Consider the following 23,619-nt stretch of genomic DNA (forward strand, 5'->3'; position numbering starts at 1 on the left):
TAACACCCGCGCGATCAGTCCCGTCCGCCCCGGCGGACCAGGTCCCGCCGCGGGGCCACCACCCAGTGGTTCGTCCTGAGGGTCCGGCCCGCGAACTCCTTGTCCATCTCCGCGAGGAACCGGAAACCGACCGACCGGCAGATGCCGTTCGACGGGGCGTTGGCGGTCGCCGGGAAGGCGTGCACGACGTCCCAGCGGTCCTGGTCGCGGGCCTGCTCCAGCAGCGCGACGACGGCACGCCTGGCCAGTCCCCGGCCCTGGAACTCGGGCAGGACCATCCACCCGATCTCGGACAGCGGCCCGGCACCGGTGTCATGGGCCCACAGCGTCACCGTCCCCGCCACCACCTCGGGCCGGGCCGGATTGGGCACGATCATCCTCAGCCACGCCCGGTCGGCCGCCGCCTCCGCCGCGTCCCGGCGGACCTTGTCGGCCATCCCCGCACGCGGCAGCGGCCCGCCGAGGTCCGCCATCATGACGGGATCGCAGCGCATCCGGACGTAGGCGTCGACGTCCTCCGGCACGACGTTGCGCAGCTCCATGAACTCCCCCTCGCCCGGCGGCGGTCGCGGCCCCCACCTGATCGTCTCATCGCCCGCACGGCCGGTCGCCGCCTCGGCGGTGACGGGCTTCCCGCCCGCGCCGCCTTCGGAGACGCCGGACCGGCCTGTACCGTCGCCGACGGGCCGACCTCACGGCGCGGAGCGGACGACGGAGGCTTTCACATGATCGACAGGCGTACCTTCGGGAAGGCCGTCGGCCTGGGGACCGGCGCGGCCGCGCTGTCCCTGAGCGGGGCGCAGGCGGCCGACGCCGCTCCCGGCGCGGCGGACGAGGCGCCCGCGCCCGCGGCACACACCGAGTTTCCCGCGCTCAAGCAGATCGAGGCCGGCGTGCTCGACACCGGGTACGCCGAGGCGGGACCGGCGCACGGCCCCGTCGTCGTCTGCCTGCACGGATGGCCGTACGACATCCACAGCTACGTCGACGTCGTCCCGCTCCTCGCCGAGCGGGGCTACCGCGTGATCGTCCCCTACCTCCGCGGCCACGGCACCACACGGTTCCGGTCCTCCCGCACGGTCCGCAACGCGCAGCAGTCCGCGGTCGCGCTGGACATCGTCGCGCTGATGGACGCGCTGGAGATCCCCGAGGCCGTGCTCGCCGGTTTCGACTGGGGTTCGCGTACCGCCGGCATCATCGCCGCGCTGTGGCCGCAACGGGTCAGCGCGCTCGTGTCGACCGGCGGGTACCTCGTCACGAACGTCGAGGCGCAGAAGTCGCCGATCGCGCCCGCGGGTGAGCACAACTGGTGGTACCAGTACTACTTCGCCACCGAACGCGGTCGTCTCGCCATGGAAACCCCCGAACTCCGCGACGAGTTGTGCCGCCTGGTGTGGCAACTCGTCTCACCCACCTGGAAGTTCGACGAGGCCACCTTCCGGCGCACCGCGCGAGCCTTCGAGAATCCCGACTACGCCGCCATCGTCATCCACAACTACCGCTGGCGCCTCGGCCTCGCGGACGGCGAACGCCGCTACGACCGCTACGAGGAGGAACTCGCCACCCGGCCCGTGATCCACGTCCCCACCATCACCCTGAGCCCCGAGCTGGACCCCTTCACCGTGCCCGGCGACGGCACCCGCGACCGCTTCACCGGTCCCTACGAGCACCGGGTCGTCGAGGGCATCGGCCACAACCTCCCCCAGGAGGCACCCGCCGCCTTCGCCCGGGCCGTCCTCGACGCCGCCCGGCTCTGAAAGGCGACAGGGGGCCGGACGCGAGTCGTCCGTCCCCCTGCGCCGGGAGGCTCAGTCCCAGTTGCACCGGTGCTTCAGGAAGTAGACCAGGCTGGTGGCGTTGTCCATGCCCACGTCCGCGTGCCAGGACTCCAGGTCGAAGGTCCATCCGGTGCTCCAGCCGCTGTCGTCCAGGGGATCCTCGACGACGAACTTGGCGTGGCAGGCGAACTGCTCGAACAGGGACCGGTGTTCGGTCTCGTCCACGTCGTTCGGATAGGGCACCAGCTGCCACAGCTGCGCCCACGCGCCCTGGAAGTCCGTGCGATGCCGTTCCACGGACTCCAGAGGACAGACAGGTTGTCGGAGGAGAAGGTCTGGACGACCTCCTTGTCCGGGTCGTCCGGCCGCTCGTCGGACGTCGGGTAGCCGAACGGCCCGCTCTCCCAGCCGTACTGCCCCCACAACTCCCCGATCTTCCCCCACACGGGATGGGCGCCGTGGGAGAGGGGCGGGTGCCAGTAGATGCTCCCGCCCTCGAACCGCTGGCGCTTTCCCTGCCCGTCGGGGTTGGTCAGCTCGTCGCCGGTCGGGAAGCCGAGCGAGCCCACCGGGGTGGGCCTCCCGTGGTGGCGGTCCAGCAGATCGAGCCGCCGGTGAAGGTGTTGTACTTGCCGCGCCCGTTCGGAGTGGTGAGTTCGTCCGTCGTGGCGCAGCCCAGAGGGGATGTCTCCCCGCCCATTTCCTGGTACTTCTTCAGGATGTCGCCGCCGACCCGGTGGCCGCAGATCGTGGCTCGTCGGCGAGCGCCGGGGGTGCCTGCACGGTCAGGGCGACCAGCGCGGCGGCGCAGGCCACGGCCGCGGACCTGAGCAGGGCGGGGCGTGGCACCGGTGGGGCGCCTGAAGACGTGTGGTGCCGGCCGGGCGGTCTCGTCAGCGGCCGGGCCGATGGCGGTCGAGCAGCCTTTCGAGGTCGTCGATCCAGGACTCGATCTGTTCGGCCTCACGGGTGCGCACCGCGCAGAAGTACCGCTGGCCGGCGTAGGTGTCCACGGCCACGGTGAGCGCGAAGCCGCGGGTGCGGACGTTCTGCTCGTAGGCGACCCGGGCGATGAACGGCCACGCCAGGTCGATCATGGCGCCGTTGAGACCGAGGGAGATGCCCCGGGCGTCCGCCAGGACGGCGTTCTTGCGGTCCATCGCCAGGAACTCGGGCTCCTCCTGGCCGGGCGCCGGCTCCTGGGAGAGGGCGGTCGGGGCGTGCGGTGCGTACGGCGGCGGCGGGGGTACGGCGGTGGGCACGTACGGGGGCGGGGGAGCGGGCGCCGGGGCCGGCGGCGGACCGGCGGCCAGCGCGTCGAGGAGCGCGGCGGGGGTGGGCCGCAGCCCGGGTTCCCTTGCGAGGCAGGACCGGACGATCGGCCGCAGGGCGCCGGGGACCGCGCTCACGTCGGCGTCGTGGTGGACCGACCGGTACATCAGCGCCATGGGCGTGCCGTCGCCGAACGCCTTGCCGCCCGCCGCGGCGACCAGCACGGCGCCCAGGGCGAACACATCGGCCGCGCCGGTGACATCGAGCCCCTCCGCCTGCTCGGGGGCGAGGAACCCGGGCGTCCCCATGCCCGTTCCGGTCATCGTCAGACGGGAGTTCTCGACGGCGCGGGCGATGCCGAAGTCCAGGACGCGAGGGCCGTCCGCGGCCATGATGATGTTCCCCGGCTTCAGGTCCCGGTGCACCAGCCCGCAGGCGTGGATGGCTCCCAGGGCCTCGGCGAGTGCGGCGCCCAGACCGCGCAGGCGCGCCTCGTCCATCGGACCGTGCGCGGTGAGCAGTCCGGCGAGGGTGGGCCCGGCGATGTAGGCGGTGGCCAGCCAGGGCGTGTCCGCGTCCGGGTCGGCGTCCACCACCGGCGCCGTATGGAAGCCGCCGACCCGCCGGGCCGCCTCCACCTCGGCGCGGAACCGCTCGCGGAAGCCGGGGTCACGGGCCAGCTCGGAGCGCGCCACCTTCACCGCGACCTGACGGCCGCCCCGGGACCTGGCCAGGTAGACGACCCCCATGCCGCCCTCGCCCAGCACCCGTTCGACCGCGTACGGACCCACCCGGGTGGCCGCATGCGGCTCGGTCCCCTCCACGACGCACTTCCCCCTTCCCGGCCCCTGCGGCATACGTCCTGCCTGCCCGAGCGGGTACGCGGTGGGTCGTGCCGGCCGATGTACCGTCGATCATAAGGCGCCCGTCCGATCCGGAGCGCCGTGAGAGCCCGCCACGACGAACTGTAGGGTCGGCCGCATGCCCGGCTCCGGTACCCCCTCCGCCCTCGACCTGCTCCGCCGGAACCCCCGCCTGGCCCGACTGGCCGCCTTCCCCTTCGACTTCGACCTGGAGCGCGCGGACCACGGCGAGGAGGTCGAGTCGGCCTCGGGCGCGCCACTGACCGGCATCGCGGGCGACGACACCGGCGGCACCTACTTCCTCTGCGCCGACGGCGGCGTGCTCTACGCCGACTCGGACGGCCGCGCCGGACTGATCGGGCGCGGCGTCGACGACGTACTGGAACTGGTGACGGGCCTGCCCGGCTGGCGGGACCACCTGGAACTCCCGCCGGACACCGGGGACCACGAGGTGACCTCGGCGGCCCGCGCACACGAGGCCGACCTGCGGGCCTCCTACGCCCCCGACCTCGACGCCCACCGCGCCGAACTCCTGGCGGGCCTCGGGCTGTCCCCGCGCCCGCCCGCCGAACTCTTCGCCGAGATGCACCGCGCCCTGCGCGACACCGAGCCCGAGCACGTGCTGCTGCTCACCGAGGAAGGCACCGCCTACGAACCGCTGGGCGGGCATCCCCGGCCCCCGTTGGCCGAGACGGTGCTCGCCGCCTGCCGTCGCGACCTGGACCGGCTCAGGACCGACCCGGCCGCCTGGCACGAGGTCGCCTTCTCCCCGGTGGCCGGCGGCGAGGACCCGGAGCACGACGCCCACGCCGCCCGGCGCGCCTGTGTGCTGCACGCGGCGAGGTACGACCGCCGGCCCACCGACCTCCCCCTCCTGCGCCACCTCCTGGAACAGGAGACCCGCTGCCGCCGCGAGGCTCCCTCCGGCGGCATGGGCGAGGAGTTGCACCTCGCTGTCTTCCTGGTGGCCCGCCTGCACCACGAGGAGGACCTGCCCCGCCTGTATGCCGCCCGCGCTGCCGACTTCGACACCTGGTGCGCGCTGTCGGACCTGCCGCTGGGCCTGCCGGGCAAGGGCCCGGACGCGGAACCGGGTGGAGAGCCGGACGCCCTGCGGCGCTGGGTCGAGGCGCTCGACACCCCCGAATGGTTCGGGGACGACCCCGGCCACGAGCCGGACGAGACGTGGGTGACGCTCGCCCGCCGTCGGGGACGTACGGAACTCGCCCGCATCGCCCTGATCCGCGCCCTGGACGACATCGGTCCCGCCGACACGGACGAACTGCCCTGGATCATCGAGGAGTTCACGGCACTCGGCGACCTGCGCCAGGCAGTCCGCGCCCAACGCCTCCACGCCCGGCTCCAGGACACCGACCGGAACCGCGCCACCGCGTACATCCGGCTCGCCGCCCTGGAACGGCGGCACGGCGACCTCGACGGCGCGTCGGCCTCCCTCGGGACCGCCCTCAGGGCAATCGGCGTCGCGCCCGCCCCCGAGCCGGACGCCGTCGACCAGCCGCCCCTGTTCGAGACCGGGCCGGCCGACACGGACGCGCGAGCGCACCGGACGGACTCGGCCGTCGCCGTCGACCTCACCCGGGAGTACTACGAGCTCGCCCGCGAGGCCGCCGAGAGCGACCGCGCCGCACTCGCCCGCCACCTCCTCACGACGGCCTCGGCCCTCCTCTCCGCGCTCGCCCGCCCCCTGCCTCCGGTCCTGCTCCGTGCGGCCCACTCTGCGGCCCTGACCTGCAAGGGCGCCGAGCCGGCCGACCGTTGCGCGACCGTCGTGACGGGCGAGGAACAGCGCATCGCCGAGTTACCCCACGACGGGGACGACGACGCCGACTGATCACTGCGCGTGCAGCGCCCACCGGCTGCCGTCGACGGACTCCGACCCCGGCAACGCGATCAGTTCGGGCTTGAACAGCGGCGGCGCGCCCATCGCGGGCTCCCAGGTCGCCAGCTTCTCGTCCTGAGGGACCTCGATGCGCCGGCCCTCGGCGAGATCGGCGACCACCCGCACCAGCAACCGCACCCCGAGCGGGGCGAGATGCTCGCGCCACAGGGTCTCCGCGGTCGAGCCCGGCGGCACGAACAGGTGCTCCTGCGCGGCGATCGGACCGGCGTCGGTGCGCTCGGTGAGGTGGTAGACGCTGCCACCGGTCACCTTGTCGCCGTCGCGGATCGTCCAGCGGATCGCGTCCCGGCCGCGGTGCAGCGGCAGCAGGCTTGGGTGGTAGCCGATCGCCGCGACGGCGGCCCTCGCCCGCGTCCGGCGGCCGATGAAGGCGTGGGAGTGCGCGGCGACGATGAGGTCGACCCCGTCCGGGACGTGCATCGCACGCAGTTCGGCCGAGTCCGTCCAGGGGATGCTCCTGGGGTACGCCCACGCGCGCAGCCGGTCCCAGGACAGCGCGTTGCTCTCGTCGCAGTGCCCCTTGCGCAGCCGGGGTGCGGCCACCCCCGCGATCCGGTGCCCTTCCTCCCACAGGGCGTCCGCGACCTGCACCGCGAACGCCCCCTGTCCCGAAACGTAGATGTTCACTGGGTCGCCGCCTCTTTCATTCCGTGGGGGTCGGGCCGAAAACGCACCGGCAGCGTGGAGAACCCGGTCAGGAAGTTGGACCGGATACGCGACGCCTCGCCGGTCTGCTCGAAGCCGGTGGTGAAGTCCCTTAGTGCCAGGAGCAGTTCTGAGATCTCCACCTTGGCCAGGTACGAGCCGAGGCAGAAGTGCGGGCCGTAACCGAAGGCCAGGTGTTTGTTGGGGGTGCGGCCGAGGTCGAACGTCCCGGGACGGTCGAAGACCCGCTCGTCCCGGTTGCCGGAGGCGTGCCAGAGCGTGACGATCTCGCCCGGCCGCAGCCGGGTGCCGTGCAGTTCGGTCTCGCGGACGACACTGCGCCCGAAGTGCATGGTGGGCGACGCCCAGCGCAGCACCTCGTCCACGGCGGTGTCGATCGCCACCTCGCCGTGCTTGAGCCGCCGCCACTGCTCGGGCCGGGCCGCGAGGGTGTGCACGCCGTCGATCATCGTCAGCCGGCTGGTCTCGTCGCCGCCGATGATCAGGCTGTAGCAGTTGAGCACGATGTCCTCGTCGGACAGGGGCACCCCGTCGATGGAGCTGGCGACCAGCATGCTGATCACGTCGTCGCCGGGCGACGCCCGACGCTCCTCGACCATGTCCATGAAGTACAGCAGGATCTCGTTGCGGGCCATCTCGGAGTCGACCTCGTCGACGTCCTCGGTGTCGGCCGACAGCGCGGTCTTGGTCTGTGCGAGGAGGTGGTCCCGGTCCTGTTCGGGCACGCCGAGCAGGTTGGAGATCGTGGTCATCGGGATACGGCTCGCGATCTGTTCGGCGAAGTCGCAGCCGCCGGTCTCGACGGCCTCGCGGATCAACCGCCGGGTGTTGACCCGCACCGCCGCCGCGACATCGCTGAGCACCCTCGGCGACAGCACCCGCTGGAGGATCTTGCGCAGCTCGTGGTGCCGGTGCCCGTCGGTGACCGCCAGCATCCGCCCCGCCCCGGCGTCACCACCGCCCAGCAGCGTGACCAGCACGTTGCCGCGCTCGGAGGTGAGGTTCAGGTCGTCCCGGTAGGCGGCCACGATGTCGTCGTAGCGGGAGAGGACCCAGAACCCGCGGCGGCCGTCGACCGGGGGGTTCCAGTGCACCGGAGCGGTGTCCCGCAGGGTGCGCCAGAACCCGTCGAGGTCGTGGTCCGCGAAGGTGTTCGGGTCGCCCAGGTCCACGGTGACCGGCGCCGGGGTGCCCACGGTCACCATTCCGTACGCCAGTAGCGGCGCGGCCGGAACGGGTACGTGGGCAGCGGCACGCGGTGGCTCGCCTCGCCCTGGTGCAGGGCGCCGAAGTCCACCCGCCGGCCGTTCACCCAGGCGGCGGCGAGTTCGAACAGCGCCCGCTCGTCGTCCGTCCGGGACGGCACCAGCCCGTCGGCGCCGCGGGTGAGGGAGTCCGCGTCCCCCTGCGGCGCGGCACCGGTCGCGGCGGCCGGTCCGTGGGCGGAGCCGGCGGACAGCGCCTCGATCAGCTCCTCCCGGCTGCGGACCACGGCCGCCCACCGGCGGTCCATCGTGCGGCGCCCCAGGTTGAGGCTGAAGCACACGTCGTCCAGACGCAGGTCCGGGTCGGCCGTCAACCGGTCCCGCAGCCGGGCGCGTTGCTGCGCCAGCGCCTCGTCGTCCAGCGCGGACAGCGTGGCCAGCCGCGGCCTGCCGACGGCCTCGGGGGCGCGCTCGGTGGCGGCCGGCGGTTCCTCCAGCACCAGGTGCCCGTTGTAGCCGCCGCCGCCGATGGCCGTGATCCCCGCGCGGCGGATGCCGGCCTCCGGCCGCCAGTCCGCCGCCTCCAGCTGCGGAGTGAACGGGGTGCTGGGGAAGTCGATCTCCGGGTCCGCCTCGGTCAGGTTGATCGTCGGTGCCAGCGTCCGGTGGTACAGCGCCAGCGCGGCCTTCATGGCGCCGAAGCCGCCCGCGACCACACCGCCGTGGCCGACGTTGCCCTTGACCCCGCCGATCGAGCAGGTGCCGGTCTGCTTGCCGAACGCCATGCTCACCGCGTGCACTTCGAGCTGGTCGGTGATCGGCAGCCCGAGCCCGTTGGCCTCGTACATGGACACGGTGTCCGGGGTGACGCCGCCGACCTGCATGGCGCCCGCGATGCACGCGCTGAGCCGTTCCGGCTGCGCCAGGCCGTACGCCATCGCGCTCACCCCGTTGTTGTTGATGGCCGAGCCCTTGACCACGGCGTAGATGTGGTCGCGGTCGGCGACCGCCTGGGCCAGCGGCTTGAGCAGCATCGTGACGACACCGCTGGAGAGGGAGGCGCCGGTGCCGTTCGCGTCGAACGGGCGGCAGTGGCCGTCCCTGGACAGGATGCGGCCCTCCTCCCACAGATGGCCGCGCGGGTGCGGCAGGCGGACCATCGCGCCACCGGCGATCGCCATGTCGGTCTGGCCGAGCAGCAGCGACTGGCAGGCCAGGTGCACCGCGTAGTGGAAGCCGGCGCAGGCGGTGGTGACGGTGACGGCCTCGCCGGTCAGCCCGATGTAGTACAGCGCGTTGGACGTCATGGTGTCCGGCGACCACGCCAGGCCGTGCTCGATCGCCTCGGGGCCGACCGACACCCGGTCCGGCGGGGTGCCGTACAGCGCCGCGGTCTGCGGGTTGTTGGCGCCGTAGATGCCCACCTCGCCCCGGATCCGGTCCGGGTCGTAGCCGCCGTCCTCAAGCGCCTCCCAGGCGCTCTCCACGAACAGCCGGTTCTCGGGGGTCATCGCGGCCGCCATCCGGTCGCTGATGCCGAACACCGAGGGGTCGAACGCGTCGTACCCGTCGAGCGTGCCGCAGGCCCGGACGTAGAACGGGTTGTTGACCAGGGTCTCGTCGACCTTGATCTCGTCCTTCTCCAGGAAGCGCACGGACTCCCTGCCGTGTACGAGGTTGTCCCAGAACTGTTCCTTGGTGCGGGCGCCGGGCGCCTTGCACGACATGCCGATGACGGCCACGTCGCCCGGGTCGTAGTCCTGCTCGGGACGGTCGGACATGAAGGGCTCCTGCTCAGGTCGTCGGTGTGGTGGCTCAGTTGCCGGCGGAGGCGGCGCGGCCGCGCAGCGCGGCGCGGCGGACGGCGGCGCGGCGACGGGCCGACTCGACCGCCTCGGGGGTGGCGTCGCCCTCCTCGTCGAGCCAGCGGCCGAGGGAGTGGATGTCACGGAAGCGGAAGAGGTCGGGCACCCGGACGCGGCGGTCGAAGCGCCGGGTCATCAGCCGGGCCAGCCGGACGAGCAGGAGCGAGTCGCCGCCGAGGTCGTAGAAGGCGGCCCGGACGTCGATGCCCTCCGGTTCGAGGCCGAGCAACTGGCCCCAGATCTCCGACAGCGCCACCTCGGTCGGCGTGCCGGCGGCCGTCACGGGCCCGGCGCCGGCGGCCGGCGGCTCGGGCAGCGCGGTGCGGTCCAGTTTTCCGCCCGGCGTCAACGGCAGTTCGTCGAGGAGGACGATCGCCTGGGGCACCATGTACTCCGGCAGTTCGGCGGCGAGCTTGCCGGTGACGGCCGCCTGGAGCCCGGCGTCCGTCCGGACACCGCCTCGGGCATCGTCCTCGGTCACGACGTAGCCGACCAGCCTGCGGCCCCGTACGGCGGCGGCGGCCTCCCGTACCTCGGGACAGCCGGTCAGCCGGGACTCGACCTCCTCCAGCTCGATGCGGTGGCCGCGCACCTTGACCTGGTTGTCGGTGCGACCGACGAACTCCAGTTCACCGCCGGCGGTTCGTATGACGACATCGCCGGTCCGGTACATGCGCGCGCCGTCCACGAACGGGTCCGGCACGAACCGCTCGGCGGTGGTCTCCGGCCGGTTGAGATAGCCGTGGGCGACGCCCGTGCCGCCGAGGTACAGCTCACCGGGCACACCGGCCGGCAGCGGCTCGCGGTTCTCGTCCAGCACGTAGAGCAGGGCCCCGGCCGCGGGAGCGCCGATCGTGGGCTCACCGGTCCCGTCCCTCGGCACCGGCCCCAGCGTGCAGAAGACGGTTCCCTCGGTGGGGCCGTAGGCGTTGAAGACCTGGTCGGCGCCGGTCTCCGCGTACACCCGGTCGACCAGCTTGCGTCGCAGCGGCTCCCCGCCGAACACGACCGTGCGCAGGTTCGGCGGCAGCCCGCCCGCGTCGAGCAGGGCGTTCATCACCGACGGGATGGCGTGCAGGAGGGTGACCCTGTCGACGTACGGGCTCTCGGGCAGGTGGACGGTGCTTTCCACGAGCACGACGGCGCCGCCCAGGCTCAGCGCGGGGAAGATCTCCATCACGGACATGTCGAAGCAGATCGAGCTGGCCGCGCAGACGCCGCCGAGGTCGCGGTCGGCGAGCACCAGGTCCCAGGCGGACAGCATGGCCGCGCAGCCGCTGTGCCGGATCGCCACGCCCTTGGGGCGCCCGGTGGAGCCCGAGGTGTAGATCACGTAGGCGATGTCGGCCGGTACGACCGGTACGGGCCGTTCGCCGGGCTCGGTCGTCACGGTGCCGTCCAGCACGACCAGGGTCGGCCCCGCGGGGCAGTTCGACCGGGACGCCGGTGTGGTCAACAGCAGCCTGGTGCCGCTGTCCCGGACCATGAACTCCAGCCGCTCGGCCGGGTACCTCGGGTCCAGCGGCACATAGCAGGAGCCGGCGCGCAGGGCGGCCAGGATGCCGACGACCAGGTCGGGCGTGCGCTCGACGCAGACGCCGACCGGGACACCGGGACCCGCGCCCTCGGCGACGAGCCGCTCGGCCAGCGCCCGGGACCGCTCGTCCAGCTCGCGGTAGGTCAGTACGCCGGCGTCGGAGTAGACCGCGGTGGCGTCCGGGTTCTTCCCGGCCTGTTCGATGATCCTGGTGTGCAGGGTCTGGGTCACTGGTCCGTCTCCTCAGGACGGCCGCCCGGCGCGATGTCGTCGAGTGCCAGGTCGGGATGGGCGATCGAGTCGAAGAGCACGGTGCGGTAGAGCGTGAGCAGTGCCGTCACGGTCCGCTTCTCCAGGTAGCTCGGTTTGTACTGGACGTGGCCGACGACTTCGCCGCCGATGTCGGCCATCGAGATCTCCAGGTCGAACTTGGCGAGGTGCCTGCGCACGGGCAGCGGCTCCAGCGGCAGCGCACTGCCGGGGGCGATGGTGTCGCCGATGCCGTGGAAGAGCTTCACGGAGCGCGGAAAGGCGTCCGAGGAAAGCCAGTTGAGCACGATGTCGAACCATGGGGACCGGCCCTCGGCCCGCGGCGGCTTCAGGGCCTGGGCCAGCAGGTCGAGCGGGTAGTTCATGTGCTCCAGCAGGCCGAGCGAGAACGCGTGGACCTCGCGCAGCAGCTCCCGGAAACTTCGGTCACCGGCCGGGTGCGCGCGTACCAGCACCGTGTTCAGGTAGTAGCCGATGGCGGACTCCATACCGGGCTCGCCGCGCTGGGCGATGGCGGTGGCGAGGACGGAGTCCTCGACGCCGGCCGCGCGGTTGAGCGTGGCGAAGAACCCGGCCAGCGCGACGGTGCTGATCGACACCCCCTCACGCACCGCGAACTCCCGCAGCCGGAACGTCTCTTCGGCGCTCCAGCGGAACGTGAGGTCGCGGCCCTCGTAGGTGACGCCGGGCGGGCGCTCCATGGGGGACAGGTCGAGGTGCGCGGGCGGGTCGGCGAGGCGCCGCGACCACCAGTCCAGTGCCGCGTCGGCCGCCGGGCTCGCCAGCCATTGCCGTTCCCACTCGACGAAGTCGGTGTAGTGGGCGACGGGTTCGCCGTCGTCGGGACCAACGCCCTCGTAGAACTGCTGGAGTTCGCGGATCATCACATCGGCCGACGCCGCGTCGGACGCGATGTGGTGCACCAGGACCAGCAGGTAGTGGTCGGCGGGCCCCCGCTCCATCAGGACGACGCGCACCAGCGGCCCGTTGTCCAGGTCCATGGGCAGGTGGCCGTAGACCGCGAGTTCCTCGCGGGCCTGTTCGTCGTCCAGGTGCGTGCTGTCCACGACGAGGAACTCGTACTCGGGCTCGTCCAGGATGACCTGGTACGGGCTGCCACCCGCCTCCACGAAGACGGTGCGCAGCGCGGGATGCCGCCGCATCACGGCCGCTACGGCGCGGTCCAGCGCCTGTGCGTCGACCTCGGCCCGGATCCGGGCGGCCACCATGAAGTTGTACGGCACGGCGTCCGGCGCGATCTGCTGCATGAACCACAGCGAGGCCTGGCCGTGCGACGCCGGCGCCAGTTCGAGACCGAGACCGTCGGCGCGGAGCTGGTCGAGGGCCGGGGCGTCGGTGGGGTCGAGGAGACCGCGCGCGGCGAGTTCGTCGAGAAGCTCTTCGGCGTCCAGGTCGGAGAGGTTGTCGAGGAAGGCCGGGGCGGGCCGGGGAGGGGGCGCGGGTGCCGGGTCGGGCGGTGTCCCCGGGTGGGCGTACGACGTCTGCGCCGGGTCGGCGTGCGCGGGGGATGCCGGGGCGACCGGGGCCGACCGGGCGGGCGGTGCCGAGGCGGGGGGCCCCGGGGTGAGGGGTGTCCGTGTGCGGGATGCCTGTGCGCCCGCCGCCGTCCCGTCCACCGTGCCCGCGGCCGGCCCCGCGACCGCCTCGGCCAGATGCCCGACGAGTTCCGAGACGGTCCGCCCGTCCAGGAACACCACCGGCGACACCCGCTGTCCGAACAGCGACTGCACCCGGTTGACCAGGCGGATGGCCAGCATCGAGTCGAGGCCGAAGTCGCGCAGGCTCGCCCCGGCGTCGAACCGGTCCTCCGGCACGCCCAGCACGTCCGCGATCTCGCCGAGGACCAGCTCCTCCACCGACCTGTTCGGCACGGTCGTGCCCACCGGCTCGGCCACGGCCGCCACGACGGGCGCGGGGGCGGCGTCGGCGCGTGGCGCGGGCGCCGGTGCCGCGTCCAGCCAGTAGCGCTCCTTCTGCCACTGCACGAGCGGGGTCTGCACCACCTCGACGTCGTCGCCGAACAACGCGTCGAAGGTCAGCGGGATGCCCCTGACGTGCAGCGAGGCGGCCGCCTCCAGCAGGCAGCGCAGATCGCTCTCGCCACGCCGCAGGGAGTTCACCGCGTGCACCCGTGCCCCGTGGGTCACCGCGATCTCCTCGACCGCGCCGCGCAACGTCTCGTGCGGGCCGATCTCCACGAAGGTACCGACGCCGTCCGCGACCAGCGTGCCGATCGTCCGGGCGAACCGGACCTGGTTGCGCAGGTTGTGCACCCAGTAGTCGACGTCCACGACCGGGTTGACCGAGTCGGCCAGCGCCGTGGAGTGGAAGTCGATGGTGCCGGTCGACGGCGTGATGCCGTCGATGAGTTCGCGCAGCGGCTCGATCAGCGGGTCCATGCCGGGGCTGTGCACCGGCCGCTCGACCCGGATGTTCCTGGTCGAGATCCCGGCCCGCCGCAGATCCGCCTCCAGGGCCCGCACCGCGTCCGGCGAACCCGAAACCGCCGCGTTGGTCGGGCTGTTGACCACCGCCACGGCCGCGTGCCCGGCGTAGGGCGCGAGCCACGGCAGCAGCTCCCGCTCCGGCAGGTCGACCGAGATCATGGCACCGGGAGCCGCGGTGCGTTCGAGCAGATGCGACCGCGCCACGACGACACGCGCGGCGTCGTCCAGCGACAGCGCACCCGCGACACACGCGGCCGCGACCTCACCCAGGCTGTGCCCGACGACGGCGGCGGGCCGGACACCGAGCCCGAGCCAGACCTTCGCCAGCGAGACCTGCAACGCGAACAGGACCGGCTGCTGGAAGTCCATCTCCTCGAACCGGGCCTCGCCGTCCGGGGCGTCGAGCTGTTCGAGCACGGAGCAGCCGCCGGCCGCGCGTACGGCGGTGTCGCAGGCCTGCATCCAGGTGCGGAACCCGGCGTGTACGCGCATGAGTTCGCGGCCCATGCCGATCCAGTGCGTCCCCCCGCCGGAGAACACCAGCGCCACCCGCCGGTCGGTGTTGCCAAGGACCGTACCGGTGAGGACATCGGGGTGCGGGCGGCCGGCGGCGAACCGGGCGAGCCCGTCCAGGACGTCCTGCCGACCGGCGGCGAGCAGCGCCACCCGGTGGTTCTGGTGGGTGCGCCTGGTCGCGAGCGTGTAGGCGAGGTCGCAGACCCGCAGGCCCGGGTCGCGTTCGACGTGGTTGGACAGCTCGCGGCAGGTGTCGGCCAGCGCGGCCGCGGAGTGCGCGGAGACCGGTACGAGACAGAGCTGTTCGTCGCCCGCGGGGCCGCCGCTCCGGCTCGGCGCGACGTGCCGCCCCCGGTCGCCGACGAGGAAGGGGCTCGCCGTGACGGGGTGGCCCGCGGCGTACAGCGCGCCGAGCGAACCCAGCAGGGTCAGGGCCTCGTCGGCGCCGCGCCGGAGCGAGGGCAGGGTGGCCGCCGTGAGGATCTCGGACACGGACTTGAGGAGGACCGGGTGCGGACTGAGTTCGATCACGGCGTCGACGTCGTGGTCGCGCAGGTTGGTCAGGGCGTCGACCATCCGGATCTCGGAGCGGAGGTTGTCCGCCCAGTAGTCCGGCCCGAGTTCCGTGCCGTCGACGCGGTCACCGGTGACCGTGGAGATCATCGGGATGCGCGCCGTCCGGGGACCGAGGCCGGCGAGTTCGGCCCTCAGCGGCGCGAGGACGTGGTCGACGAGCGGCGAGTGCGGTGCGTGGCCCATCCGCACCCGGTGGGTGGTGACGCCCTCTTCGGCCAGCCGCTGGGCGAGCCCGTCGATCTCCTGCGGAGTGCCGGTGACCAGGGTGGAGTTCGGCCCGTTGTGGCCGGAGACCGTGAGCTGCCCGGTGAGGTACCGCCCGACGGCGTCGGCGCCGGTCGTGACCACGATGCCCTCGCCGCGGCCGACGGCCAGCTGCTGGAGCAGCCGGCCGTGGCAGGCCGCCAGCCGGGAGGCGTCATCGAAGTCGAGCGCACCGGCGACATGGGAGGCGGCGAACTCGCCGACGCTCTGTCCCACGACCACGTCCGGCTCGACCCCCAGCGAGCGCCAGGCGTCGGCCAGCGCGACCTGCATGCAGAACAGCAGCGGCTGGAAGACGTCCATGTCGTCCAAGCGCCCGTCCGGGGAGAGGAGTTGGTCCACCAGTGAGAAGCCCAGCAGCTCCCGCATCCGCTGGTCCGAGCGCATCATGGACCGGCGGAACACGGGCATGCCGGCCAGCAGCTGCCGTCCCATGCCCACCCATTGGGACCCGTTGCCGGAGAACAGGAACGCCACCCGCGGCCGGTGCCCGCTCGTCTCCCCGATGCTCAGCCCCGGGGCCGTCGTACCGGCGGCGAACGCGTCCAGTTGCGCCCGGAGTTCGCTCATGTCGCGGGCGGCGGCCGCGAGCCGGAACCTTCCTGCACCGGGCTGCCGCCCGCAGACCGCCCGCAGATCCTGCTCGTCGCGCAGCGCCCGGGCCCGTTCCGCCAGCGCCTCGGGGGAGTCCTCGGCCAGCAGCAGCAACGAGCCTTCGGGACGCGGCAGTTCCTCGACGGCGACGTGGCAGATCGCGCCGCCGAAGCCGAACGAACTGACACCCCCGCGGCGCGCGTCGGACCGGCGCGGCCACGCGGTGAGCCGGTCCTGCACCGTGAGGTGGTAGTCGTCGAACAGGATCTGCGGGTTCGGGGTGGCGTAGTGCAGGCTCGCCGGCAGCACGCCGTTGCGGATCGACAGCGCGAGCTTGACCAGGCCGACGATGCCGGCCGCCGCCTCCAGGTGTCCGACGTTGGACTTGACGGACCCGAGCCGCAGCGGCGTTCGGCGGTCGCCGCCCAGGACCGCGCCGATGGCGTTGGCCTCGATCGGGTCACCGAGCGGGGTCGCGGAGCCGTGGCACTCGATGTAGTCCACCAGGGACGGCGCGATGCCGGCCCGGCGGTACGCGGTGCGGAGCATCAGCTCCTGCGCCTGGGGATTGGGCGCCGTCATGCCGTTGCTCAGCCCGTCGTTGTTGGCCGAACTGCCCTTGATCAGGCAGTAGACGGGCAGCTCGCGCTCCAACGCCACGCTGAGCGGGGCGAGGACGACGACTCCGGCGCCCTCACCGCGCACGTAGCCGTCGGCGCGGGCGTCGAACGTCTTGCAGCGGCCGTCCGGGGCGAGCGCGCCCATCTGGTCCATGGCGGTGTAGTAGTCGGAGACGAAGCTCAGGTTCACGCCGCCGGCCAGCACCAGCTCGCTCTCGCCCATCCAGATCGACTGGCAGCCCAGGTGCACGGAGACCAGCGATCCGGCGCAGGCGGCGTCGATGGCCATGCTCGGGCCCTGAAGGCCGAGGACGTAGGAGACGCGGTTGGCGATGATGCCGTCGTGCATGCCGGTCGCGGTGTGCGGGGTGATCTGGCTGTCCGGGCCGCGATAGTGCGCGAGCGCCGCGTAGTCGCCCCAGCAGGAGGCCATGAACACACCGGTGTCGCTGCCGACCAGACCGAGCGGCGCGACCCCCGCGTCCTCCAGCGCCTCCCAGGCCAGCTCCAGTACCAGCCGCTGCTGCGGGTCCATCTGGACGGCTTCCCGGGGCGAGATGCCGAAGAACAGCGGGTCGAAGCGGTCGATCCCGTCGATGAACCCGCCCCAGCGCACCGCGTCACCGAGGAGTTCGCGCCGCGCCGCCGGCACCGGTCCGACGGCGTCGCGCCCCTCGGCCAGCAGCCGCCAGAAGGAGGAGGGATCGGGACCGCCCGGGAACCGGCACCCGATGCCCACGATCGCGACGGGCTCGTGCGGCGCCCCGCGGCGGTCCCTGCCGGAAACGGCACCCTCCGCGGCCCGTGGCGGACCCTCGACCAGTGCCCGGCACAGTTCGTCGACGGTCGGGTACTGCCACATCCAGGTGACCGGAACCGGCCGACCGAGGAATTCGGACAACGAGGCGGCGAGAGCGGCCGCCTTGGCCGAGTCCAGACCGTACTGGTGCATCGGTGCCCAGCGGTCCACCGCGTCCCTGGAAACGTCCAGCAACTCGACGAAGCGAGAAAGCAGAAAGTCTGTTACGGCGCGCAGGTCGCGCGCTCCGCGCTCTTGGGGCATTTCGCTCCTCGGCAGGGCGGATGGAATGGGTCGGCCGGTCGGCCCCGGAAAAGGGAGATGGTCGGCGACAGGGAGAATCACGCGGTCGCGTCAAGCGCTTCGACGCATGACCACGCGCGCGGAATCAGCCGTCAGGCGCTGATGAACGAGGAGTTGGAGGAATGTCAGGGCGATCGTGCATCCGAGGTCAGCGGATGGCTACCGACTCACGCTCGACGGATCGTGCCGCCTCGTACCCGAAGGCGGAGCTGCCGAAAACCCAATGACTGCACTGTGACCGCCCCCGTTGAGTCATCCCGACAGAATCAGCTCACGGTCAATTGCGTTCGACTGCGGAAACGCGCACGCGAAACCCCTCACGTGCACGGACACTGCCGACGGGCGCCACGGTCCGCTTTACCCCGGACGAACCGCATGACGAGGTGCTCACCCGATCGGCGAACGTCAGCCTGCCATCCGGTGATCGGTGAGACAAGAGTGCCTGCCGACGGGAAGGTGCACTGGCAGGATTTCGCTCCCCAGTGGCCGGTTCTCCCGGCATGCCCAAGGGCGGATCGCATGAACTTCGTCTTGTTTCAAGCCAGTTGGAAAGCGGGCGATTGACCTGTGTGAATCGCGGTGATCGTCTTAGGGGGTTCATGTCCAGGGGAGAGGGAGCAGCACCGCCATGCTCAACACATCGTCACCGGGGCGGGTCCTGTCGCACCGGCCGGGCCTGGCGCTCGGGGTGCTGGCCGGGGCGCTCGCACTGGATCTCAGCGGAATGGCCGTGCTGAACGCAGCCCTTCCGTCCGTCGGGGCCCGTTTCGACCTGCGCGACACCACGCTCCAGTGGGTCATGACGGCCTACTCCGTCACGTTCGCCGGATTCCTCCTGGTGGGCGGTCGGCTGGCCGACGTGTTCGGCCGGCGGCGGGTCTTCGAGGTCGGGGTCGCGCTCTTCACGGTGGCCGCGCTGGCCGGAGCGGTGGCACCGGACGGCGCGGTGCTGCTCGGCGCGCGGGCGGTCCAGGGCATCGGCGCGGCCCTGTCGGGCCCGGCTGCGCTGGCCCTGCTGACCGAGGTGTTCCCGGAGGGCCCGCGGCGCGGCCGCGCGCTGGGCGTGTACGCCGCGGTCGGCGCGGCGAGCTTCAGCGGCGGGATGCTGCTGGGCGGCGTACTGACCGAGTTCCTCGGCTGGCGCTCGGTCCTGTGGTTCTCGGTGGTCCTCGGCGCCCTCGTGCTCGCGGTCACCCGGTCCGGACTGCCCGACGGGTCCGGCACCAGGGTCCCGCTGGACATGGCCGGCGCGATATCCGGCACCCTCGGACTCGCCCTGCTGGTGATCGGCGTGAGCCTGGGCGGGGTGTGGGCATGGGCCCTGATCGCCGCCGCGGTGGTGTTCCTCGTACTCTTCGCCGTACACGAACACCGCACCCCCGACCCGCTGTTGCCCCTCGCCCTCTTCCGGGTCCCCTCGGTGCGGCTCGCCACCGCGGCCGCGTTCCTCCAGTACACGGCGTCGGTCGGGATCGTGTTCTTCGCACCGCTGTACCTCCAGGGCATGCTGGGCTACTCGCCGGTCGAATCGGGTCTCTCCCTCGTCCCGATGTCCCTGACGGTCTTCCTCACGGCCACCTTCGCCACCGGACGCCTGCTGGCCAGGTACAGCCCGCACGTCCTGATGGTCACCGGCCTCCTCCTGATCGGCGCGGGCACGGCCCTGTGGATGACCACCCCGCCGCACGGCGGCTATCTGGTGCACGTGATGCCCGGCCTGGTGATCAGCGGCTTCGGCCAGGGCCTGAACTTCCCCGCGATGACCACCTCCGGCCTCGGCGACGTCCCCCCGAACCGGCACGCCGTCGCCGGCGCCGTGAACGTCGTCGCCCAGCAGATCGGCTCCAGCGCGGGAGTCGCCGCCCTGGTCCTGCTCGCGGCGACCGCTGACACCCGGCTGGGGGGCTACCACCTCGCGTATCTGGCCGCCGCGCTCGCCTGTGCGCTCGGTGCCGGGGGCATCGCGCTGGCCCGGCGGAAGTGAGTGCGCCGGCGCCGTCCGCCGCGTACGGCGCGTGAAGCGGTCCGACCGCGTCACCGGGCGCCACGCAGCGCGGGAAACCGTGCCCGGTCCGCCGGTCCGCCCGGCAACTCGGCGGGGCTTCCCCGTACGCCGGCGTTCCCGAACGCGGACCGTCGAGGCACCGTCGAGGGCCGCCGCCCACGTCGGCCGGGGCCGGCACCCGGGCGCCACGGGCGCCCACCCGGTGCGCGAACGAGTGACAACACCGGGATGCCTGCCGTCCGAAGCACCCACCCACACTGTAGGCATGCGGTGACGCGGCGGGAGCCGAGGGGTACGGCGCGCGCCCGCGCCGCGGTCCGGCCCGGTGGTCAGCCCCCCGACAACAGGTGCAGGCGCAGGGCGAGTTGGAGCTCCAGCGTCTGTTCGGGGGTGTTCCAGCCGGGGCCGAGCAGGGCCTGGATGCGGTCCAGTCGCTGCACGACCGTGTTCACGTGCACGTGCAGTTCCTCCTTCGCCCGGGTCAGGCTCCCGCCGCAGCCGAAGTAGGCGCGCAGGGTGCGGACCAGGTGGGTGCCGCGCTGGGCGTCGTACTCCAGCAGTGGTCCCAGAGTGGCGGCGACGAAGCCGTCCACATCGTGGTCGTCGCCCAACAGCACGCCCACGAAGCCCAGTTCGGCGGCACATGCCCCGCCACCGGCACGGCCGAGCACATGCATGGCCTTCAGACAGCGCACGCCCTCGGCGTGCGCGTCGGCGATCGCCCGCGGCCCGGCCGCCGGGCCGGCACCGGCCACCGTGACCTCGGCGCCGGCCAGCCGGCCGAGCTGCGAGGCGGCGGCACGGGCGGCCTCGCCCGGCCCCGGGCCGGCGCAGGGCAGCAGCAGCACCACGGCGCCCTCGTGGACCGCGCTGACGCCGCCGCAGCCGAACAGGTACTGCACCGCGGCGTCGGCGAGCCGTTCGCGGGCCGCGTCGCCGGTCCGGGCGACGAGCAGGAAATGGGGCCGGTCGAGGTCGATGCCGAGGCGGTGGCCGCGGGCCACCAGGCCGGCCGGATCGCGGTCGGGCGCGGTGAGCAGATCGGTGACCAGGTCGCCGCGGACGCGGTTCTCGGTCTCGGCGACCGAACGCCGCAGCAGGAGCAGCAGGGAGGTGACGACGCTGCTCCGCTCGAACAGACGCCGGTCGGGGTCGTCGAGCTCCGGCCGCCCGTACAGGACGAGGCAGCCCAGCAGTTCCTGTCCGGCCAGTACGGCGCAGACCCAGCGCCCGTCGCGGAAGACGGCGTGGGCGGCCGCGCGTGAGCTTTCCGCCGCCGCGACCAGCGCGGCCGCCTCCGCGGCGCCGCCGGGGTCGTCCGCACCCCTGGTGAACGCGCCGCCGCCGATCGCGGTGAGCGGCCACCCGGAGCCGTCGTGGACCGCGACGTCCCCCTTCAGCAGGCCGGCCACGGCGGCGGCCACGTCCGACACGTCGCCGCCGCGCAGCACCAGATCGGTGAGCCGGTCATGGGATTCCGCGGCCCGCTGCATGGCCGCGGAGTGCTCCCGGATCACGGCGTTGGCCTCGGCGAGTTCGGCCAGGGCGACCCGTGCGTCGGCCATCGCCTTGGCGGTGTCGATGGCGATGGCGGCGTGGTCGGCCAGCGAGCACAGCAGGGCGACCTCTTCGGGGGCGAAGGTGCGGGGCGTACGGTCCGCCGCGAACAGCGCCCCGATGACCTGGCCGCCGCTCGCCGACCCCAGCAGCAGCGGCACCCCGAGGATCGCGACGAGGCCCTCGTCCAGGACGCCGGCGTCGATGCTTCCGGTGTGCAGGAACCGGCCGTCCGTGGGGTAGTCGGGGGAGGCGTAGGGTCGTGCGGTCTGCGCGACCAGACCGCCGAGCCCCTCTCCCATTTGCAGGCGCAGCTTCTGGAACAGCTCCGACACCGAGCCGTCGGTGACCCGCATATAGGTGTCCCCGGCCTCCTCGTCCGCCAGCGTGAGGTAGGCCGTGTCGGTGCCCAGGAGCATCCTGGCCCGCCGGACGATGGAGTGCAGTACGGCGTCCAGGTCGCGCAGGGCCGCCAGGTCGCCCGCGGTGTCGAAGAGCGCGGTCAGCTCCGCCTCCCGGCGCCGGTGCTGCCGCAGCGTGTCCCGCACCCGCAACGCCGCCTCGGTGGCCCGCTCGACCTCCGCCAGGTCCTGGCCCCCGGCACCGGCGCGGCGCGCCTCGGCGGCGACGGTGCCCAGTTCCTCGGCAGGGGCGCCCGCGGCGAGCAGTTCGAGCAGCCGGCGCAGGTGCGGGGCGACGGAGGGGGGACTGTGCGACATGGGCGGGCAACCATTGCGGAGTCGGGGCACTTGATCGGTGAGCGGCGGCCCGGGAGTGATACCGGGCCGCCGGGTGGACACGACGATCGGGTGGACGCGACCGTCAGGTGGACGCGGCCGCCCGCCGGTCCGTGGCGGTCCGCTCGGTGGAACCGTCCGTCTCGATCGCGGCCAGATCCCTGCCGCGCGTCTCCCGGGCGGCGACGACGGCGATCACGGTGATCAGGGCGGCCAGGCCGACGTACACCGAGACCGGAGTGGAGTCGCCGTAGGAGCTGAGCAGCGCGGTGGCGATCAGCGGGGCGGGGGCGCCGGCCGCCACCGAGGAGAGCTGGGCCCCGATGGACGCGCCAGTGTAGCGCATCCGCGTGGCGAACAGCTCGGAGAAGAAGGCCGCCTGAGGCGCGTACATGGCGCTGTGGAAGATGAGTCCGACGGTCACGGCCAGGACCAGGGCGGGGAACGACCTGGTGTCGAGCAGGGCGAAGAAGGCCCACGACCACAGGCCCACACCGACCGCCCCCACCAGGTACACGGGCTTGCGCCCGACCCGGTCGGAGAGGGCGCCGAACAGCGGGATCAGGCAGAACTGCACGGCGGAGCCGATCAGTACCGCGTTCAGCGACGTCTGCTTGTCGATCTTGAGGTGCTCGACGCAGTAGGTGAGGACGAAGGCGGTGATCACGTAGTAGGAGATGTTCTCGGCCATCCGCGCGCCCATCGCGACCAGGATGTCCCGCCAGTGGTCGCGGACGACCGCGACCAACGGCGGCCGCTCGGCCCGCTGTTCCGCCTTGCGTCGCTCCGCCGCGGCCAACGCCTCCTTGAACAGCGGGGACTCGTCGACGGACAGCCGGATCCACAGGCCGATCATGACCAGTACGGCGGAGAGCAGGAACGGCACCCGCCAGCCCCAGGAGTTGAAGGCGTCGTCGCTGAGCACGGTGGTCATCAGGGACAGCACCCCGACGGCGACCAGGTTGCCGGCCGGCGCGCCGCCCTGCGGCCAGGACGCCCAGAACCCGCGCCGCCTCGCGTCGCCGTGCTCGGACACCAGCAGCACCGCTCCGCCCCACTCGCCGCCGAGGGCGAAGCCCTGGATCAGGCGCAGCGTGGTCAGCAGCAGGGGAGCCGCGACCCCGATCGTGTGATAACCGGGGACACACCCGATCAGGGCGGTGGAAAGCCCCATCATCAGCAGGCTGATCACCAGGAGCTTCTTACGGCCCAGACGGTCACCGAAGTGCCCGAACACCACGGCACCGACGGGCCGGGCGACGAAACCGATGGCATAGGTGAGGAAGGAGAGCAGGGTCCCGGTGAGCGGATCCGACTCGGGGAAGAACACCCGCCCGAACACCAGGGCCGCGGCCGAACCGTAGAGGAAGTAGTCGTACCACTCGATGGTGGTCCCGATCAGACTGGCAGCGACGATCCTGCCGAGCCCGGTTGAGGGCGGGGGAGCGGTGTTTCCGGAGGCCATGTGCGCCACTTCCTCGTGTGCGGTGGGGACGGGTACGTGTCGGCACACGGTAGGAACATGCAGGTCAGGCGCACATGTGGTGGAGCGACATAGTTCGAGCGTTGGTTATGCGTGCGGCCACCATGCCGGCTCACGGAAGGGCGGTTCACGGGCTCGAATCTGGTAGAAACGAGTGCTGTCCGGATCGCACAGTTCGGGGTGATTTGACGGTGCGGTGCTGACTCCCGTGCTGACTTGGTGCTGACTACGCTCCGTTGAACTCGGACATCTTGGGGCCGATCGGCTCAGGGCCGTTCCGTGGTAGGCGACCTGAACGAGAGGTCAACCCGGCTTTGCCG

General features: G+C 72.6%; 14 protein-coding genes and 1 pseudogene. 3 read left to right on the plus strand and 12 right to left on the minus strand.

The genetic code is table 11. The features are described from left to right. Positions 1–14 precede the first annotated feature (14 nt). The gene (locus ACWDD7_RS08125) at positions 15–542 is read right to left on the minus strand and encodes a GNAT family N-acetyltransferase (protein ID WP_450456770.1); all 528 of its coding nucleotides are present in this window, start codon (positions 540–542) and stop codon (positions 15–17) included. A gap of 183 nt (positions 543–725) precedes the next feature. Here ACWDD7_RS08125 and ACWDD7_RS08130 point away from each other — a divergent pair, with 183 nt between their 5' ends. After that, positions 726–1,757 carry an alpha/beta fold hydrolase gene (locus tag ACWDD7_RS08130; protein ID WP_450456771.1) on the plus strand — a complete coding sequence of 344 codons (1,032 nt, stop codon included), beginning with the start codon at positions 726–728 and terminating at the stop codon, positions 1,755–1,757. 51 nt (positions 1,758–1,808) lie between these two features. On the opposite strand, the gene ACWDD7_RS08135 is transcribed toward ACWDD7_RS08130, so the two are convergent. The 4 genes and pseudogenes from ACWDD7_RS08135 to ACWDD7_RS08150 form a co-directional block, all read right to left on the minus strand. Then, the gene (locus ACWDD7_RS08135) at positions 1,809–2,075 is read right to left on the minus strand and encodes a hypothetical protein (protein WP_450456912.1); all 267 of its coding nucleotides are present in this window, start codon (positions 2,073–2,075) and stop codon (positions 1,809–1,811) included. A gap of 104 nt (positions 2,076–2,179) precedes the next feature. Then, positions 2,180–2,347, minus strand: a pseudogene (locus ACWDD7_RS08140) (LGFP repeat-containing protein); the annotation flags it as partial. Continuing rightward, positions 2,311–2,478, minus strand: coding sequence for a hypothetical protein (locus tag ACWDD7_RS08145; RefSeq protein WP_450456772.1), 168 nt, complete (start codon positions 2,476–2,478; stop codon positions 2,311–2,313). The gene ACWDD7_RS08145 and the pseudogene ACWDD7_RS08140, both read right to left, overlap by 37 nt. Positions 2,479–2,671: 193 nt before the next feature. Then, a complete protein-coding gene (locus ACWDD7_RS08150) occupies positions 2,672–3,874 on the minus strand; it encodes a serine/threonine-protein kinase (RefSeq protein ID WP_450456773.1) in 1,203 nt (400 codons plus the stop codon). Between the two features lie 157 nt (positions 3,875–4,031). On the opposite strand from ACWDD7_RS08150, the gene ACWDD7_RS08155 reads away from it, so the two are divergent. After that, positions 4,032–5,765 (plus strand): hypothetical protein, encoded by a 1,734-nt coding sequence (locus tag ACWDD7_RS08155; protein ID WP_450456774.1) that lies wholly within the window; start codon positions 4,032–4,034, stop codon positions 5,763–5,765. Here the strand turns inward: ACWDD7_RS08155 and ACWDD7_RS08160 are convergent, their stop codons facing one another. Genes ACWDD7_RS08160 through ACWDD7_RS08180 form a run of 5 tightly spaced genes read right to left on the minus strand, consistent with a single transcriptional unit; the run spans position 5,766 to position 17,478 of the window. Beyond that, complete coding sequence (locus tag ACWDD7_RS08160) at positions 5,766–6,461, minus strand: formyltransferase family protein (protein ID WP_351872456.1); 696 nt, start codon at positions 6,459–6,461, stop codon at positions 5,766–5,768. Then, positions 6,458–7,702, minus strand: a complete 1,245-nt coding sequence (locus ACWDD7_RS08165) for a cytochrome P450 (RefSeq protein WP_450456908.1) — start codon at positions 7,700–7,702, stop codon at positions 6,458–6,460. The genes ACWDD7_RS08160 and ACWDD7_RS08165 overlap by 4 nt, the downstream gene beginning before the upstream one ends. Further along, on the minus strand, positions 7,699–9,486 hold the full coding sequence (locus ACWDD7_RS08170; RefSeq protein WP_450456775.1) for a beta-ketoacyl synthase N-terminal-like domain-containing protein: 1,788 nt from the start codon (positions 9,484–9,486) through the stop codon (positions 7,699–7,701). The genes ACWDD7_RS08165 and ACWDD7_RS08170 overlap by 4 nt, the downstream gene beginning before the upstream one ends. A 34-nt stretch (positions 9,487–9,520) precedes the next feature. Continuing rightward, the gene (locus ACWDD7_RS08175; protein ID WP_450456776.1) at positions 9,521–11,338 is read right to left on the minus strand and encodes a non-ribosomal peptide synthetase; all 1,818 of its coding nucleotides are present in this window, start codon (positions 11,336–11,338) and stop codon (positions 9,521–9,523) included. Continuing rightward, positions 11,335–17,478, minus strand: a complete 6,144-nt coding sequence (locus ACWDD7_RS08180; protein WP_450456777.1) for an acyltransferase domain-containing protein — start codon at positions 17,476–17,478, stop codon at positions 11,335–11,337. Before ACWDD7_RS08180 ends, ACWDD7_RS08175 begins: the two co-directional genes overlap by 4 nt. Before the next feature lie 667 nt (positions 17,479–18,145). Here ACWDD7_RS08180 and ACWDD7_RS08185 point away from each other — a divergent pair. Continuing rightward, positions 18,146–19,501 carry an MFS transporter gene (locus ACWDD7_RS08185; protein WP_450456778.1) on the plus strand — a complete coding sequence of 452 codons (1,356 nt, stop codon included), beginning with the start codon at positions 18,146–18,148 and terminating at the stop codon, positions 19,499–19,501. Between the two features lie 350 nt (positions 19,502–19,851). On the opposite strand, the gene ACWDD7_RS08190 is transcribed toward ACWDD7_RS08185, so the two are convergent. Continuing rightward, positions 19,852–21,798, minus strand: coding sequence for a helix-turn-helix domain-containing protein (locus ACWDD7_RS08190; protein WP_450456779.1), 1,947 nt, complete (start codon positions 21,796–21,798; stop codon positions 19,852–19,854). Between the two features lie 103 nt (positions 21,799–21,901). Next, positions 21,902–23,281 carry an MFS transporter gene (locus ACWDD7_RS08195; protein WP_351865118.1) on the minus strand — a complete coding sequence of 460 codons (1,380 nt, stop codon included), beginning with the start codon at positions 23,279–23,281 and terminating at the stop codon, positions 21,902–21,904. Positions 23,282–23,619 lie beyond the last annotated feature (338 nt).

The sequence above is a fragment of the Streptomyces sp. NPDC001056 genome, from assembly GCF_053598955.1.

What these genes read in the sequence shown, in the direction of transcription:
- ACWDD7_RS08170 (WP_450456775.1), bottom strand. Translation starts at nt 9,486, where the DNA reads ATGTCCGACCGTCCCGAGCAGGACTACGACCCGGGCGACGTGGCCGTC.
- ACWDD7_RS08130 (WP_450456771.1), top strand. Translation starts at nt 726, where the DNA reads ATGATCGACAGGCGTACCTTCGGGAAGGCCGTCGGCCTGGGGACCGGC.
- ACWDD7_RS08180 (WP_450456777.1), bottom strand. Translation starts at nt 17,478, where the DNA reads ATGCCCCAAGAGCGCGGAGCGCGCGACCTGCGCGCCGTAACAGACTTT.
- ACWDD7_RS08155 (WP_450456774.1), top strand. Translation starts at nt 4,032, where the DNA reads ATGCCCGGCTCCGGTACCCCCTCCGCCCTCGACCTGCTCCGCCGGAAC.
- ACWDD7_RS08145 (WP_450456772.1), bottom strand. Translation starts at nt 2,478, where the DNA reads ATGGGCGGGGAGACATCCCCTCTGGGCTGCGCCACGACGGACGAACTC.
- ACWDD7_RS08185 (WP_450456778.1), top strand. Translation starts at nt 18,146, where the DNA reads ATGCTCAACACATCGTCACCGGGGCGGGTCCTGTCGCACCGGCCGGGC.
- ACWDD7_RS08195 (WP_351865118.1), bottom strand. Translation starts at nt 23,281, where the DNA reads ATGGCCTCCGGAAACACCGCTCCCCCGCCCTCAACCGGGCTCGGCAGG.
- ACWDD7_RS08125 (WP_450456770.1), bottom strand. Translation starts at nt 542, where the DNA reads ATGGAGCTGCGCAACGTCGTGCCGGAGGACGTCGACGCCTACGTCCGG.
- ACWDD7_RS08190 (WP_450456779.1), bottom strand. Translation starts at nt 21,798, where the DNA reads ATGTCGCACAGTCCCCCCTCCGTCGCCCCGCACCTGCGCCGGCTGCTC.